Raw genomic sequence first — 15210 nt, forward strand, 5'->3', positions numbered from 1 at the left:
GAGGGGGCCATGCAGGTCAGCTACTTCTCTCTCGCCCGTCGCTTCCCTAGAGATAACCCTGGTACGGTGAAGCCATGGCGTTCGTTATCATGAAAGCGCTTTCATAAACAGAACGACGACGGAGACAGACAGCATGCGGCAGTGGGCACGATGCCTATGGGCGATGGCATTGACCTTGGGCGTCGCCCAGGCAGGGTCAGGCGTTGCCGCTCAGACTTCCGCTCACGCGACGACGCCTTCGGCCGCTCCTTCAACCGCGCCCTCTGCCGTCACCACCACGCTGACCGTCGCCGCCTTCCCCGCCATCGACGAGATCGTCCGCAGCGCCCTGCCGGCCTGGAAGGCACTGCATCCCGATGTCGAGGTCCGGATCGTGAGCCGCGAGCTCAACGACCACCACACCGCGATGACGACGGCACTCTCGACCGCCAAGGGCCTGCCCGACGTGATGGCGCTGGAGATCGGCTATCTCGGCCGCTTCGCGCAGGGCACCGGGCTGGAGGACCTCTCCGGTCCGCCCTACAACCTGAGCGTCGACAAGGCACGCTTCGTCACCTACGCCTTCGACCAGGCGACCACGCCCAAGGGCGCGGTGCTCGCGGTCCCGACCGACATCGGTCCGGGCGCCCTGCTCTACCGCACCGACCTCCTCGCCAAGGCAGGACTCAAGGAGTCCGATCTCACCGCCAGCTGGGAAGGCTACGTCGCCGCCGGCGCGAAGATCAAGGCCGCCACCGGCGCCTACCTGATGGCCCACGCCCGCGACATGAAGGACATCCTCATCCGCACCGGCCTGGAGCCGGGCGAAGGCCTGTTCTTCGACAAGGACTCCCGCCCCCTCGTGACCACGCCGCGCTTCGTCCGCGCCTTCGAACTCGCCCGCGCGGTGCGCCGCCAGCAGCTCGACGCCAAGGTCATCGCCTGGTCGTCCGACTGGTCCGAAGGCTTCAAGCGCGGCGGCATCGCCACGCAGATGTCGGGCGCCTGGCTGGCCGGCCACCTGAACACCTGGCTCGCGCCCAGCACCCGCGGCAAATGGCGCTCGGCGCAGCTCCCCGAGGGCGCCTTCGCGGCCTACGGCGGCACCTTCTTCGCCATCGCCCGCCACGCCGACGCGTCCCGCAAGCCGGTGGCCTACGAGTTCATCCGCTTCATGACGATGAACCGCACGCAGCAGCTCGCCGCCTTCAAGGCGCAGGACGCCTTCCCCGCCCTGATCGACGCGCAGACCGATCCCTTCTACGACCAGCCCCTGCCCTTCCTCGGCGGCCAGCAGGCCCGCCGCGACTGGCGCGAGGCCGCCGACCACATCCGCGCCTTCCCCGTGCACAAGCAGGACAACTTCGCCAAGGAAGTGATCGACACCGAACTCGACAAGGTGCTCGATCGCGGCAAGGACATCCCCACCGCCCTGGCCGACGCGCAGCGTCTGCTGCAGCTGCGCGCGCACCGCTGAACCGGGACCCTTCCGATGAGCTTCCGCCTCCCTCAAGCCCTGCGACTGTCGCCACGGTACGCGCCGTATGCGCTGCTCGCGCCCTTCCTGCTGCTGTTCGCGGTCTTCGGGCTGTTCCCGCTGCTGTTCTCGCTCTACCTGGCGTTCCACAGCTGGGAGCCGACCAGCGGCCTGGGCGCGATGCACTGGGTCGGCCTGGACAATTTCACTTTCGCGCTCCAGGACGAATGGTTCTGGAAGTCGCTGCGCAACACCGGCTGGCTCGCGATCGCCTCGGGCGTGCCGCAGCACCTGGTCGCCATCCCCCTCGCCACCTTCCTGCACCTGGCCTTCAAGCGCTGGCGCAACCCGATGGTCGGCGCCTATTTCCTGCCCTACATCACCTCCTCGGTCGCGATCGCGATCCTGTTCAGCTCGCTGTTCTCGACCGACTACGGCCTGATCAACCTCGCCATCGCCACCGTGCGCGAGGTCCCGCTGATCGGCCACCTGATGCCGCAGGCCGCGGTCGACTGGCTCAACGACCCCGACGCGCTCAAGCCCGCCATCTCGATGATCGTGTTCTGGCGCTACGTGGGCTTCAACGTCGTGCTCTACCTGGCCGCGCTGCAGACCATCCCGCCCGACCTCTATGAAGCCGCGACCATGGACGGCGCCAGCCGCATGCAGCAGTTCTTCCACATCACGCTGCCCAGCCTGCGCCCGATGATCTTCTTCGGCGTGACGCTCAGCGTCATCGGCGGACTGCAGCTGTTCGAGGAGCCCTTCATCCTCACCAACGGCAAGGGCGGCTCCGACCAGGCCGGCATGAGCGCCGCCGTCTACCTCTACCGCAACGCGTTCGACTTCAACGACTTCGGCGCCGCCAGCGCGATGTCGTGGCTGCTGTTCTTCATCGTGGCCGGGCTGACCTGGCTCACCAACCGTGCGTTCAAGCGCAAGGACGACTGAGGGCCGACCCCGAGCAACGCCATGAGCACCACGATGCACGCCCCCCTCGACGCCGCCGCCCCCCACGCCGCGCAGCCGCCGCGCATGACCACCTGGTCGGCCTACCTGCTGGTCGGCGCCGGGGCCCTGCTCATGCTGGCGCCGTTCTATTTCATGTTCGTCTTCGCGACGCACTCGCGCACCGAGATCTTCAGCCTGCCGCCGCCGATGTGGTTCGGCGACGACTTCCTGAACAACGTCGACATCCTCACCAAGCGCCTGCCCTTCTGGCGCAACCTCGGCCTGAGCCTCTACGTCGGCATCTGCAACACCGGCCTGACGCTGCTGTTCTGCTCCATGGGCGGCTATGCCTTCGCGATGTACGAGTTCCGCTTCAAGAAGGCGCTCTTCGGCCTGGTGATGGGCACGATGCTGATCCCGACCTTCATGAACATGATCCCCAGCTTCATGATCATGGACCTGCTCGGCTGGATCGATCAGCCGCGCGCGCTCTACATCCCCGGCGCGGCCAGCGCCTTCGGCATCTTCCTGATGCGCCAGTTCATCGGTTCGGCCGTGCCGCGCGAACTGGTCGAGGCCGCGCGCATGGACGGCTGCGGGGAACTCGGCATCTACGCCCGCATCGTGCTGCCGCTGCTCAAGCCGGCGCTGGGCACGCTGGGGCTGATCACCTTCATCTCCTCCTGGAACAACTTCATCGGGCCGCTGGTCGTCATGCGATCGCCCGACATGTACACGCTGCCGCTGGCCCTGCGATCGCTGCAGAGCCCGGTGGACACCGAATGGGGCGCGCTGATGGCCGGATCCGCCATCGCGACGCTGCCGCTGATCGTGCTCTTCGTCCTGTGCTCGCGGCAGCTCATCTCGGGCCTGACCGTCGGCGCGGTGAAGTGACGCCGGCCGCGTGCGCCTCTCCTCCAACACCTAGAACAACACCCTCCATGTCATCTTCCACGCCTGTCTCCGCCGCCTCGACCGCACTCGCCACGGCCGCCGCCAAGGACTTCCCCGCCGACTTCGTCTGGGGAGTCGCCACGAGCGCCTTCCAGATCGAAGGCGCGCACGACGCCGACGGCAAGGGCCCCTCGATCTGGGACACCTTCTGCCGCCAGCCCGGCGCGATCGCCGACGGCAGCAACGGCGAGGTCGCGTGCGAGCACTACACGCGCTGGGAGGAGGACCTCGACCTGATCAAGCGCCTGGGCGTCGACGCCTACCGCTTCTCGGTCTCCTGGCCGCGCGTGATGCCCACGGGCCAGGGCGACTGGAACGAGGCCGGCCTGGCGTTCTACGACAAGCTGGTCGACGGCCTGCTGGCCCGCGGCATGAAACCCTACCTGACCCTGAACCACTGGGACCTGCCGCAGGCGCTGCAGGACATCGGCGGCTGGGGCAACCGCGTCACGACCGAACGCTTCGTCGAGTACGCCGTGGGCATCGCGAAGCGCCTGGGGTCCAAGGTCGTTTCCATCGCCACGCACAACGAGCCCTGGGTGGTCGCGCAGCTCGGCCACGAGTCCGGCGTCTTCGCGCCCGGCATCAAGGACCGCCGCATCGCCGCGCAGGTCTCCCACCACCTGCTGCTGAGCCACGGCCTGGCGATCACCGCGATGCGCGCGCTGAAGCTGAAGGCCTCGCTCGGCATCGTGCTGAACATGGCGCCGATGTACCCGGCGACGGATTCCGACGCCGACCGCACCGCGGCGCGCCTGGAGGACGGCAAGCTGCGCCGCTGGTACATGGACCCGCTCTTCGAGGGCCGTTATCCGCAGGACGTGCTGGACTACCTCGGCCACGACGCGCCCTACGTCGAGGCCGGCGACATGGCCAAGATCCAGGTGCCCATCGACTTCGTCGGCATCAACTACTACTCGCGCGGCATGATCAGCGCGGACGGCCCGGTCGACAGCAAGACCAGCGGGCTGGAACTGACCGACATGGGCTGGGAGGTCTACCCTCAAGGCCTGACCGATCTGCTGGTGTCGATCAAGCGCGACTACCCCGGCGCGAAGCGCCTGTACGTGACCGAGAACGGCGGCGCCTTCCCCGATCCGGTCGGCGCCGACGGCCGGGTGCACGACGAGGACCGCACCCGCTACCTCGACACCCACATCGCCGCCGTCGGCGACGCGATCGCGCAGGGCGTACCCATGGGCGGCTACATGGTGTGGAGCCTGCTCGACAATTTCGAATGGGCCTCCGGTTACGCGAAGCGCTTCGGCATCGTGCACGTCGACTACGCGACGCAGCAGCGCACGCCCAAGGACAGCGCGCTCGCGTACCGGGATTTTGTGTTGCAACAGGTGTCGCAGCGGCGCGCGGCACGCCAGGGCTGATCGGGAGACCGTCATGGGACAAGTCACGCTGCGCGGCATCCGCAAGCGCTACGGCGATCACGAGGTGATCCAGGGCATCGACCTCGACGTCCGGGACGGCGAGTTCATGGTCTTCGTCGGCCCGTCGGGCTGCGGCAAGAGCACGACGCTGCGGATGATCGCGGGGCTGGAGGAGATCTCCGGCGGCGACCTGCTGATCGACGGCCACCGCGCCAACGACCTGCGTCCCGCCGACCGCGGCGCGGCGATGGTGTTCCAGAGCTACGCGCTCTACCCGCACATGACGGTGGCGGAGAACATGGGCTTCGCGCTGAAGATGGCCGGCGTCGGCCGGTCCGAGCGCGACGAGCAGGTGCGCCGCACCGCCGAGATCCTGCGCATCACCGACCTGCTGCAGCGCACGCCCAAGCAGCTGTCCGGAGGCCAGCGCCAGCGCGTGGCCATCGGCCGCGCGATCGTGCGCAAGCCCAAGGTCTTCCTGTTCGACGAGCCGCTCTCGAACCTCGACGCCGCGCTGCGCGTGGACATGCGCATCGAGCTGACGCGGCTGCACCAGCAGCTCGGCACGACCATGATCTATGTCACCCACGACCAGGTCGAGGCGATGACGATGGGCGACCGCATCGCCGTGTTCAACAAGGGCCGCATCGAGCAGCTCGGCGCGCCGATGGACCTCTACCGCCATCCAGCCAACGAGTTCGTCGCGGGCTTCCTGGGCGCGCCCAAGATCAACTTCGTCGAGCGTCCGACGGCCAACGCGCCCGGCGCGGCGCGGCGGCTGTGGGAGTCGCTCGGCGGCGCCTCGCGGCCCGCGGCGAAGCGCCTCGGCCTGCGGCCCGAGCACCTGCTTCTGGGGACAGGCACCGACGAGACTGCGGTGCCCGCCACGGTGGTGCTCGCCGAGCACCTGGGCGACACCTCCATCCTGCACCTGCGCGTCGACGGCATCGCCGACCTGCTCACCGCCAAGCTCCCCGCCGGCGCGGCGTCGCTGCATGACGGCGACACCGTCCGACTGCTCGCCACCGCCGACCACGCCCTGGCCTTCGACGCCGAATCACGCGCGCTCGAACCGCGCGTGCCGGTGCCCGCCGCGGCGTGAGCCCCGGCAGGACGATTCCGGCGGCGTGAAGCCGCCCCCCCGGTTCGCAGTACCCCCCGCGCTCGTGTGGCGCGGAACCCTCGCTAGGGAAAGTCAGTAGAGGTCCCATGGCTGAAGCGGATAAATTCTGAAAGCGCTTTCAGAGTTACCGCCGAATACACGGATCCAGCTTGCCCTGCAGACAATCGGGCCCGCCACGCATGGGGGTCACTGGTCAAGACTGAGAGATAACAAGGAGACAAGATGAAGCACGTCCACCCCACCCGACAGCGGCAGGCCCGCGGTATGCAGCGCCAGCCCATCGCGGCTGCCTGCGCCCTCCTCTTCTTCGCCGCCGCCGCGCACGCGCAGCAGGCGCCGGCCGCGCCTGAAACGGCCGCGTCCGAAGCGCAGCGCAAGGCCGACGCGACGATCGACACCGTCGTCATCACCGGCATCCGGCAATCGCTGGACACCTCGCTGAACCTCAAGCGCCAGCAACGCGGCGTGGTCGACGGCATCGTGGCCGAGGACATCGGCAAGTTCCCCGACACCAACCTGGCCGAGTCGATGCAGCGCATCTCGGGCGTGTCGATCGACCGCTCGATGGGCGAAGGCTCCAAGGTCACGGTCCGGGGCGTCGGCCCGGACTTCAACCTGGTGCTGCTGAACGGCCGCCAGATGCCGGCGTCGACGCTGGCGGACACGGGCCCGTCGAACTCGCGCGCCTTCGACTTCGCCAACCTGGCCACCGAGTCGATCGCCGCGCTGGAGGTCTACAAGACCAGCCGCGCGAGCGCCCCGACCGGTGGCATCGGCGCGACGATCAACATCAAGACCGCGCGTCCGCTGGACACGAAGAAGACCATCGCGAGCATCGGCGTCAAGGCCGTGCACGACGGCGGCAACTCGCGCCTGCCGGACAACATCAAGGGCGACAGCGTGACGCCCGAGGTCTCGGGCATCTACAGCACGACCTTCGGCGAAGGCATGTTCGGCGTGTCCGTGTCGGGCAGCTTCCAGAAGCGCGACGCTGGCTACAACAGCGCCGGCGTGCCCAACGGCTGGCTGCCGTTCAAGGGCGACGAGACGGGCAACGGCGCGATCCCGCTGCCGGGCGCGCCGGGATCGGAACGGATCACCAACCGTCCTGGCCCCAACGACGTCTACTCGCTGCCGCAGAACGTCAACTACAACATGAACGCGATCAGCCGGGAGCGCACGAACGGTCAGGTGACCTTCCAGTTCGCGCCGACCAAGTCGCTGACGACGACGCTCGACTACACGGCCTCGCAGAACAAGGTGCACACGCGCCGCAACGACCTGTCGGCCTGGTTCAGCTTCGGTCCGTCGTCGAGCTCGTGGACCAGCGGCCCCATCTCCGCCCCGCTCAACTACACCGAGCTGATCGCCAACGGCGACGCCGACCTGTCCATGGGCGGCGCCGACTTCGCGACCAAGAACGACAACAAGTCGCTGGGCTTCAACGCCGACTGGAAGGTCAACAACAAGCTGCGCTTCGCGTTCGACGCGCATCACTCCACCGCGGAGTCGGGCGCCGACAGCCCCTGGGGCAGCAACAACGTCATCGGCACGGCCAGCTTCAACCGCGGCCAGACCGGCGTCGACTTCAGCCAGGACCTGCCCATCCTGATCATGCCGACGACGACGCGCAACGCGGCACTGCAGCAGGTGACCGGCTCGTCCTTCCGCAACAGTTACATGAAGGCGCAGGTCGACCAGCAGCAGATCAGCGGCAGCTGGGACATCTCCGACGAGTCCAAGCTGGACTTCGGCGTCGGCCTGACGAAGGCGAAGAACCGCTCGGCCTACTCCAACGTCCAGCTGGACAACTGGGGCGGCGTGGCCAACGGTCCGGCCAACTACCCCGACAACGTCTGGATCCCGCAGGACCTGCGCGACTTCTTCGGCAAGATCGGCGGCGTCGGCGACCCGCGGCTGTTCACGCTGTTCTACACCTTCGACTTCGGCACCGTCCGCGACCTGGCGGCCAAGGGCAACGGCGATCCGTCGAAGTACCTGGCGTCCAACGTCTTCTCGACGGACCGCCGCACGACGGAGAAGTCCAGCAGCGCCTACGCGGAGTACACCCGCGAGTGGGAACTGGGCGTGCCCATGAGTGCCACGGTCGGCATGCGTTACGAGAAGACCAAGGTCACCTCGAGCGCGCTGGTGCCGATCGCGACGGGCATCACCTGGGGCTCCAACAACGAGCTGACGGTGCTCAAGGGCGATCCGGGCTTCACGACGCTGGACGGCAAGTACAGCTACTGGCTGCCCAACATCGACTACCAGGCCGACCTGACCGACAAGCTGAAGCTGCGCGCCAGCTACGGGACGACGATCGGCCGTCCGGGCTGGGACGCGATCCAGGGCGGACAGACGCTGAACGACCTGGCGCGCCTGAGCGGCGGCACCGGCTCGCAGGGCAACCCGGGGCTGAAGCCGCTGAAGTCGAAGAACATCGACTTCTCGCTGGAGTACTACTACGCGCGGTCGAGCTACGTGGCGGCGGGCGTGTTCCGCAAGAACATCAGCAACTACATCGGCTCGACGCTGGAGAACGCAACCCCGTTCAACCTGCACACCCCGATCGGCGGCGCGTACTACAACGAGGCCTCGACCACCGGCGCCTGCGGCAGCGACATCACCTGCATCCGCGACTACATCCTCAACCGCTACGACGGCCAGCCGGGCGTGACCAAGACCGGCGAGAGCAACGGCCATGCGCTGGGGACCATCGTCGGACAGCCCGGCGATCCGGTGGCCAACTTCCAGATCACGGTGCCGGCCAACACGCAGTCCAACAGCCTGAAGGGCTTCGAGCTGAACGTGCAGCATGCGTTCGGAAACTCGGGCTTCGGCGTCGCGGCCAACTACACCAAGGTCAAGTCGGGATTGAAGTACGACAACGCGAGCTTCGCGCAGCAGTACGCGCTGGTCGGCCTGAGCGACTCCGCCAACCTGGTGGGCTTCTACGAGGACGCGAAGTTCAGCGTGCGCGTGGCCTACAACTGGCGCGACAAGTTCCTGGCCGCGGTCAACGACGGCAACCAGCTGGGCCGTTCGGCGCCGATCTTCACGGAGCCGTACTCGCAGGTGGACATCAGCCTGGGCTACAACTTCAGCGAGAAGCTGAGCATGCAGGCCGAGGTGATCAACGTCGGCGATTCGATCCTGCGCCAGCACGGCCGGACGTCGGAAGAGGTGTACTCGGTCACGCAGACCGGCCGCCGCTATATGCTGGGACTCCGCTACAAGTTCTGAGCCCGCGAGGGCCCCTGCCCGCATGAAGCCGATCCTGGAAATCCACGACCCGGTCCCGGGTCGGCTTCCTCCCGACCTGCTCGAGGCCGCGCAACCGGTGGTGTTGCGCGGCCTCGTGTCGCATTGGCCGATGGTGCGCGAGGCCCTGCGCTCCGACCGCGCGGCCGTCGACTACCTGCACGGTTGCTGGCGCGGCGCGCCGGTGGCCATCATGACGGGGCCGCCGGAGATCGCCGGCCGCATCTTCTACAACGACGACTTCACCGGCATGAACTTCGGTCGTGCCGACGCGCCGCTGCCGGCGCTGATGGAGGAGTTGCTCAAGCTGGCCGACGTCGAGCACCCGCCCTGCTACTACGTCGGCTCGACGTCGGTGGATACCTGCCTGCCGGGCTTCCAAGCCGACAACGACCTGGATCTATCGCCGCTGGGCGGATCGGACGCGTTGGGCAATCCTGTGGCGCCGGAGGCCCTTGCCAGCGTGTGGCTCGGCAATCGCAGCCGCATCGCGCCGCACTACGACCTGCCGGACAACATCGCCTGCGTCGCGGCGGGGCATCGGCGCTTCACGCTGTTTCCGCCGGAGCAGTTGCCCAACCTCTACGTCGGCCCGATCGACTTCACGCCGGCGGGACAGCCGGTCAGCCTGGTGGACCTGGAACACCCCGACTTCGAGCGCTTCCCGCGCTTCGCCCAGGCGCTGGCGCAGGCGCAGGTCGCCGAACTCGGACCGGGCGACGCGCTCTACATCCCCAGCATGTGGTGGCATCAGGTGGAGGCGCTCGACGCCTTCAACGTGCTGATCAACTACTGGTGGCGCCAGTCACCGGCGCACATGGATCCGCCGCTGTTCGCGCTGATGCAGGCGCTGCTGTCGATGCGCGACCTGCCCGCGCCGCAGCGCGCGGCGTGGCGCGGCATCTTCGACCATTACGTGTTCAACGCGGACGCCGACACGGCGGCCCACATCCCCGCGCATGCGCGGCATGCGCTCGCTCCGCTCACGGCGGAAGGCGCGGGCCACCTGCGCGGACATCTGATTCAGCGGCTCAAGCAACGCTGAACATCCGAGACAACATGGAGGAGACGCCATGACCTTCACCGCACCCGAATCACAATCCCCTCGCCGCCCCGTGAAGCGCGTCGTCATCGCCGGCGGCGGGACGGCGGGCTGGATGATGGCGGCCTGCATCTCGAAGCACCTCGGCAAGCAGCTGGACATCCGGCTGGTGGAGTCGGACGAGATCGGCACCGTCGGCGTCGGCGAGGCGACGATCCCGACGATGCTGACCTTCCATCAGCTGCTCGGTCTCGACGAGCGCGAGTTCATGGCGGCGACGCAGGCGACGATCAAGCTGGGCATCAAGTTCGAAGGCTGGCGCGAGACCGACTCGACCTACATCCACGCGTTCGGCAACACCGGCATCGATCACTGGACGGCGGGTTTCCAGCATTTCTGGCTGAAGGGCCGTGAACGCGGGCTGGCGTCCGACTACGCCGACTACTGCCTGGAGGCGCGGGCCGCGCAGGCGCTCAAGTTCGCGCATCTGCCCGACGAGGGCATCAACTACGCCTTCCATCTGGACGCGACCCTGTACGGCCAGTACCTGCGCCGCTTCAGCGAGGGCTTCGGCGTGAAGCGCCTCGAAGGCAAGATCGCCGAGGTGCTGATGCACGCCGACGGCGACATCCGCGCGCTGAAGCTGCAGGACGGGACGGAGATCGAGGGCGATCTTTTCGTCGACTGCACGGGCATGCGTTCGGTGCTGCTGGGCGGGGCGCTGGGGGTGGGGTACGAAGACTGGTCGCATTGGCTGCCGTGCGACAGCGCGATTGCGCTGCAGACCGCGTCGGTGCGGGAAGCCGTGCCCTACACGCGATCGATCGCGCATCCGTGGGGCTGGCAGTGGCAGATCCCGCTCCAGCACCGCGTCGGCAACGGCGTGGTCTTCAGCAGCCGCTACACCGACGACGAGGCGGCGCGCGCCGCGCTGCTCGGCAACATCGACGGCGAGGTGCTGACGCCGCACCGCGTGATCCGCTTCAAGCCGGGTCAGCGCGAGGTGGTGTGGAAGCGCAACTGCGTCGGCGCGGGGCTGTCGAGCGGCTTCCTGGAGCCGCTGGAATCGACCAGCATCCACCTGATCCAGCGCACGGCGATCCGGCTGCTGCAGATGTTCCCGAAGGACGGGATCCGACAGTCCGACATCGACGAATACAACGCGCAGATGCGCTACGAGCTGGAGCACATCCGCGACTTCATCGTGCTGCACTACCACCTGCAGCAGCGCACGGACTCGCCGATGTGGCGCGACATGCGGGAGATGCCGGTGCCGGCGTCGCTGCAGCACCGTCTGGACCTGTTCCGCGAGACGGGGCGCGTGTTCCGCGTGCCCAACGAGCTGTTCACCGAGAACTCATGGGTGCAGGTGATGCTCGGCCAGGGGCTGATGCCCGAGCAGCATCACCCCTCGGCGGACCTGATGGGGGACAAGGAGCTCTCGGGATTCCTCGGCGCCATCACCGCGCGCGTCGACAAGACCGTGGCGCAGATGCCGGGGCATCAGCAGTATGTGACGCGGTATGCGCCGGCGGCGGTCGTGAAGGCGCCCGTGCCGGCGTGAGTGATCGTCGGCGGGCGCTCGATCTTCGCGCCCGCCGCGCATCGCTCAAGGCAAGCCGAACAGCTTGCGCGCGTTGCCGTAACGGATCTTCGCCTTCTCTTCGTTGGTGAGCTTCAACCGGTCGAGCGCGGCGAGCGTCTGCGGCAGCGTGAGCTGCGGGTAGTCCGATCCCAGCAACAGATGGTCGATGCCGACGTTGCGCAGCGTCCAGACGAATTCGTCGGCGATGGGCGAGCCGGCGACGACGACGCTGGTCGCGGAGATGTCGAAGTAGATGTTGTCGCCGAAGAGCCCTTCGGCGGTGCGGGCGAGCGCGAGGATGTTCCAGAAGCGGAAGTTCAAGCCGCCGATGTGGGCGAAGATGAACTTCGTCTTCGACGCCTTGAGCGCGAGATTGAAGAGCTTCTCGCTGTCCCCGGGCAGGATGTTGGCGTTGTCCATCAGCACGATGACGTCGAGCTCACCGGCGCGCTTCACGAGCGTCAGCACGCGCGGGTCGTCCGGATCGAAGCGCTGCGTGTGCGGATGGATCTTCAGCACCTTCACGCCGAGCTTCGCGACCCGTGTGAGCTCAGTCAACGCGGCATCCCCGTCGTAGGGATGCACGGTGGCAACGGGCAGCAACTCGGGATGCTGCTTCGCGAGCGCGATCACGCTGTCGTTGCCGGCGCGGATCTTCTCGACATCGCCGGCCAGCGCCTGATTCGGTCCTCCGAACCACATGGCCGCCAGGCCGTCCACGGGCCGTCCGGCGGACTTCAACTGCTGTTGGTACTCCCGCAGCGAGGTCTCGCCGTTCCACAGATGGACGTGGGAGTCGAACACCTTGTCCTGCGCATGCGCCAAGGGCGCGAACAGCAAGGCACTCAGGACGATCAAGGGCAGCAGGCGCATGAGGTCTCAGGGCACGTAGATGGGACCGTCGATTGTGCGTGTAGGTCTCCGGACACCGTATGCTTCACCACACCGGAGGACCCATGCCAGCCCACAACGATCCGACATCCGATGATTTCGTCTGCGTCGCGACGCTGGACTCACCGACCGAGGCGCACCTGCTGAAGGGCGTGCTGGAAGCCGTCCACCTCTCGCCGCATCTCGCGGACGAGCACATGGTGCGGAACTATTCGCTGCTGTCGCCGGCGCTCGGCGGTGTGCGCGTGCTGGTGCCGGCTTCGGAAGCTGCCGCGGCCCACAGGACCATCGCGGAATTCGAGGCCGGGGCCTATCGGCTCGAGGACGACGACGGGCGGGAGCAGCCCGCGCGCTGAGCTGAACGCCGGCGACTCCGCTTGGCGCACCGATTGCCGGATAGGCCAGTTCCGGAGACCTTCCATGCGCGGCGCCCTCGACTTCACTTCCTGGCAGACGATGCTCTCGACGCTGATCGGACTCGTCATCGTGTCGCTGATCGCCGTCGGCGTGCGGCTGCTCGTGATGCAGTCGGTGCAGCAGCGGCGCGAGCGCGCGAATCGGCAGATCAATGAACGGCTCAAGACGTTGATCGCGGCGTACAAGACGCTGGGGGGCTCGTTCACCGGCACGCTCGCCGTGGACCCGCGCCATCTGCGCGAGCTGCGCCAACTCGCCGAGCCCGGCACGATGGCGATCGGCGCCTCCGATCGCGCGCGCCGCATGCGCGATGCCGTCGAGGCCGCGCTGTCGGACATCATCCTGCTTGGCACAGACGAGCAGGTGCGCCTCGCCGCGCAGGCGGCCCAGGACATGGTCACGGGCAAGCCGGTGGAGACGGCGGCGCTCGTCACGTCGCTGCGCGACTTCATCCGCGAGGTGCTGGAGCTCGATCCGATCCCGGCGTCCGTCGTGATCCCGAAGCAAGGTCCGCTGAGGCCCGCGGGCAGCGGCGCTGGCAAGAGCGGTGGCGCCGGTGGGCGTGAAGGCGGCTCGCGCGGTGGCGGTGGCGGTGGCGGCGCCGCAGGTGCTGGAGGCCTCGGCGCAGGACTTGGGCTCGGAGCAGCGGGCAGTCATGCCGCTGAGGGCACTCAGGATCCGGAAGAAGATCCGGCGAAGTGAGCGACGCGTTGCAACGCGCCAGGCCGGCGCTCCGCTCACCGCGATTCGCCAGCCTTCTCGACCACCCGGCTGCCCCACTCGACCAGAGCGCCGATCCCGGCGACGACGGCGCTCGCGAGCCAGACCCAATAGCCCGCATCAAGGCCGATGACCTTCAAGCGGGCGGCCGCCAGGCTGTTCCAGGACCAGAGCGCCTCACGCACCTGGAGCGCTCCGAGCATCAACGCCACGGCCGCGCCCAGCACGATCAGCGTGAGCACAGGCCGTCGCAGGGCCAGCAGCGCCCAGGCCGCCCACACCAGGGGATTCGCCAGCCAATGGACCGTGCCGTTGAGGTAGCCCAGACACAGCAGGAAGAAGCCGCTGTGATGGTCGCCGTTGGCGAAGCGGATCGCCGGTAGCGCGAGGGAGCCCAGATAGAGCAGCACGCTGAAGGCCAGGAAGATGAAGCGGGGCGACATGGACGTGGAGGCCGGAGCGGTTGGTTGCGACGCCGCGCAGTGTGTGCGCCGCATCGCCAGCGACGATGGTCTCGTCTTCTCGGTACCGGCTCCCGCGACCGAGGGGGTCAGGGCGTGACACCGCGCGCCGTCCGGCGCTGCCAGTTGTACGGCGTCGTCGTCGACACCTTCACCATCCCCGAGGCTTCGAGGATGGGCCGCGAGAAGTCCGTGGAGTCGCTGTGGATCAGCGTCTTCCCCAGCGCCAGCGCTTCGTGCGCCCGCGCTGCGGTCAATGCACGGTAGATGCCTTTCCCGCGCCACGCCGGACGCGTGGCGCCGCCCCAGATCCCGGCGAAGGTGGTGCCGGCCACCGGCTCCAGCCGTCCGGCGGTGATCACCTCTCCATCGGCTTCCGCGATCCACAAGGACATCCCATCGTCGCGCGCGAGCCGCTCCAGCAGCGACTGCGTCATCGGATCCGGATCGAGGTCGCCGAACACCTCCGCCTGCATCGCGCACATGCGCGCCACCTCCTGCGGCTCACGGATGGTGCGCATCGTCACACCCTCCGGCAATGGGACATCGGCGACCAGCAGTTGCGCCTCGCCGATCATGATCGACTCCGGCGGATCGGGCTCGAAGCCATGCGCCAGGAGCGCCTCATGCAGCCCCGGTGCCAGGTCGTGCCCGCGCGACTTCCACTCGACATGGGTGATGGCGGGATCAGCCTGATAGTGCCGCACGGCTTCTCCGACGAGCCGATGGATCTCCTGTGCATCCGCACCACCGAGATCGCGATACGTCACGAAGCCACGGCCGCGCGCGAAGGTCACCAGCCGCAACGGTCCCAGTCGCGTGACGGCAATGGCGCTCGGCGTTTCGGCGTCGGAGCGGAGTTGGTCGTCGTAGGCGGCGAGCAGAGCGGAGGCGTCATTCATGCCGCCACATGGTAGTGGACCAACGGGAAAAACCATTAAGTTGACCGTTTTGACCATTTCAG

At 67.8% G+C, this 15210-nt stretch carries 13 protein-coding genes; 10 read left to right on the forward strand and 3 right to left on the reverse strand.

The annotated features are described in order from the left end of the window. Positions 1 to 163 precede the first annotated feature (163 nt). The 8 genes from PV762_RS24950 to PV762_RS24985 all read left to right on the forward strand — a co-directional run bounded on the left by PV762_RS24950 (position 164) and on the right by PV762_RS24985 (position 11736). Positions 164 to 1456 carry an ABC transporter substrate-binding protein gene (locus PV762_RS24950; protein WP_421037693.1) on the forward strand — a complete coding sequence of 431 codons (1293 nt, stop codon included), beginning with the start codon at positions 164 to 166 and terminating at the stop codon, positions 1454 to 1456. 15 nt (positions 1457 to 1471) lie between these two features. Then, a complete protein-coding gene (locus tag PV762_RS24955; protein WP_421037694.1) occupies positions 1472 to 2407 on the forward strand; it encodes a carbohydrate ABC transporter permease in 936 nt (311 codons plus the stop codon). 21 nt (positions 2408 to 2428) lie between these two features. Next, the gene (locus PV762_RS24960; RefSeq protein WP_421037695.1) at positions 2429 to 3301 is read left to right on the forward strand and encodes a carbohydrate ABC transporter permease; all 873 of its coding nucleotides are present in this window, start codon (positions 2429 to 2431) and stop codon (positions 3299 to 3301) included. A 47-nt stretch (positions 3302 to 3348) separates the two neighbouring features. Next, complete coding sequence (locus tag PV762_RS24965; protein ID WP_421037696.1) at positions 3349 to 4743, forward strand: GH1 family beta-glucosidase; 1395 nt, start codon at positions 3349 to 3351, stop codon at positions 4741 to 4743. A 13-nt stretch (positions 4744 to 4756) separates the two neighbouring features. Beyond that, positions 4757 to 5845 carry an ABC transporter ATP-binding protein gene (locus PV762_RS24970; RefSeq protein ID WP_421037697.1) on the forward strand — a complete coding sequence of 363 codons (1089 nt, stop codon included), beginning with the start codon at positions 4757 to 4759 and terminating at the stop codon, positions 5843 to 5845. 243 nt (positions 5846 to 6088) lie between these two features. Further along, positions 6089 to 9112: a TonB-dependent receptor gene (locus PV762_RS24975; RefSeq protein WP_421037698.1), complete on the forward strand. Its 3024-nt coding sequence runs from the start codon at positions 6089 to 6091 to the stop codon at positions 9110 to 9112. Between the two features lie 22 nt (positions 9113 to 9134). After that, positions 9135 to 10175, forward strand: a complete 1041-nt coding sequence (locus PV762_RS24980) for a cupin-like domain-containing protein (RefSeq protein ID WP_421037699.1) — start codon at positions 9135 to 9137, stop codon at positions 10173 to 10175. 28 nt (positions 10176 to 10203) lie between these two features. Then, the gene (locus PV762_RS24985; RefSeq protein WP_421037700.1) at positions 10204 to 11736 is read left to right on the forward strand and encodes a tryptophan halogenase family protein; all 1533 of its coding nucleotides are present in this window, start codon (positions 10204 to 10206) and stop codon (positions 11734 to 11736) included. Positions 11737 to 11781: 45 nt separating this feature from the next. On the opposite strand, the gene PV762_RS24990 is transcribed toward PV762_RS24985, so the two are convergent. Beyond that, complete coding sequence (locus PV762_RS24990; RefSeq protein WP_421037701.1) at positions 11782 to 12630, reverse strand: amidohydrolase family protein; 849 nt, start codon at positions 12628 to 12630, stop codon at positions 11782 to 11784. Between the two features lie 83 nt (positions 12631 to 12713). Between PV762_RS24990 and PV762_RS24995 the strand changes: the two genes are divergently transcribed. Further along, positions 12714 to 13004, forward strand: a complete 291-nt coding sequence (locus tag PV762_RS24995; RefSeq protein ID WP_421037702.1) for a putative signal transducing protein — start codon at positions 12714 to 12716, stop codon at positions 13002 to 13004. 64 nt (positions 13005 to 13068) lie between these two features. After that, entirely contained in the window at positions 13069 to 13767 is a 699-nt protein-coding gene (locus PV762_RS25000) for a hypothetical protein (protein WP_421037703.1), read from the forward strand. Between the two features lie 35 nt (positions 13768 to 13802). On the opposite strand, the gene PV762_RS25005 is transcribed toward PV762_RS25000, so the two are convergent. Next, positions 13803 to 14228 (reverse strand): hypothetical protein, encoded by a 426-nt coding sequence (locus PV762_RS25005; RefSeq protein ID WP_421037704.1) that lies wholly within the window; start codon positions 14226 to 14228, stop codon positions 13803 to 13805. A 107-nt stretch (positions 14229 to 14335) separates the two neighbouring features. Then, on the reverse strand, positions 14336 to 15205 hold the full coding sequence (locus tag PV762_RS25010) for a GNAT family N-acetyltransferase (protein WP_421037705.1): 870 nt from the start codon (positions 15203 to 15205) through the stop codon (positions 14336 to 14338). Between the last annotated feature and the right edge of the window lie 5 nt (positions 15206 to 15210).

This window comes from Mitsuaria sp. CC2, from assembly GCF_048957715.1.
GTDB lineage: Bacteria > Pseudomonadota > Gammaproteobacteria > Burkholderiales > Burkholderiaceae_C > Roseateles.

Bases quoted from the DNA above. Each gene is read 5' to 3' on its own strand.
- PV762_RS24975 (WP_421037698.1), top strand. From the start codon at position 6,089: ATGAAGCACGTCCACCCCACCCGACAGCGGCAGGCCCGCGGTATGCAG.
- PV762_RS25010 (WP_421037705.1), bottom strand. From the start codon at position 15,205: ATGGTCAAAACGGTCAACTTAATGGTTTTTCCCGTTGGTCCACTACCA.
- PV762_RS24970 (WP_421037697.1), top strand. From the start codon at position 4,757: ATGGGACAAGTCACGCTGCGCGGCATCCGCAAGCGCTACGGCGATCAC.
- PV762_RS25000 (WP_421037703.1), top strand. From the start codon at position 13,069: ATGCGCGGCGCCCTCGACTTCACTTCCTGGCAGACGATGCTCTCGACG.
- PV762_RS25005 (WP_421037704.1), bottom strand. From the start codon at position 14,228: ATGTCGCCCCGCTTCATCTTCCTGGCCTTCAGCGTGCTGCTCTATCTG.
- PV762_RS24990 (WP_421037701.1), bottom strand. From the start codon at position 12,630: ATGCGCCTGCTGCCCTTGATCGTCCTGAGTGCCTTGCTGTTCGCGCCC.
- PV762_RS24985 (WP_421037700.1), top strand. From the start codon at position 10,204: ATGACCTTCACCGCACCCGAATCACAATCCCCTCGCCGCCCCGTGAAG.
- PV762_RS24965 (WP_421037696.1), top strand. From the start codon at position 3,349: ATGTCATCTTCCACGCCTGTCTCCGCCGCCTCGACCGCACTCGCCACG.
- PV762_RS24955 (WP_421037694.1), top strand. From the start codon at position 1,472: ATGAGCTTCCGCCTCCCTCAAGCCCTGCGACTGTCGCCACGGTACGCG.
- PV762_RS24980 (WP_421037699.1), top strand. From the start codon at position 9,135: ATGAAGCCGATCCTGGAAATCCACGACCCGGTCCCGGGTCGGCTTCCT.
- PV762_RS24950 (WP_421037693.1), top strand. From the start codon at position 164: ATGGCATTGACCTTGGGCGTCGCCCAGGCAGGGTCAGGCGTTGCCGCT.
- PV762_RS24960 (WP_421037695.1), top strand. From the start codon at position 2,429: ATGAGCACCACGATGCACGCCCCCCTCGACGCCGCCGCCCCCCACGCC.
- PV762_RS24995 (WP_421037702.1), top strand. From the start codon at position 12,714: ATGCCAGCCCACAACGATCCGACATCCGATGATTTCGTCTGCGTCGCG.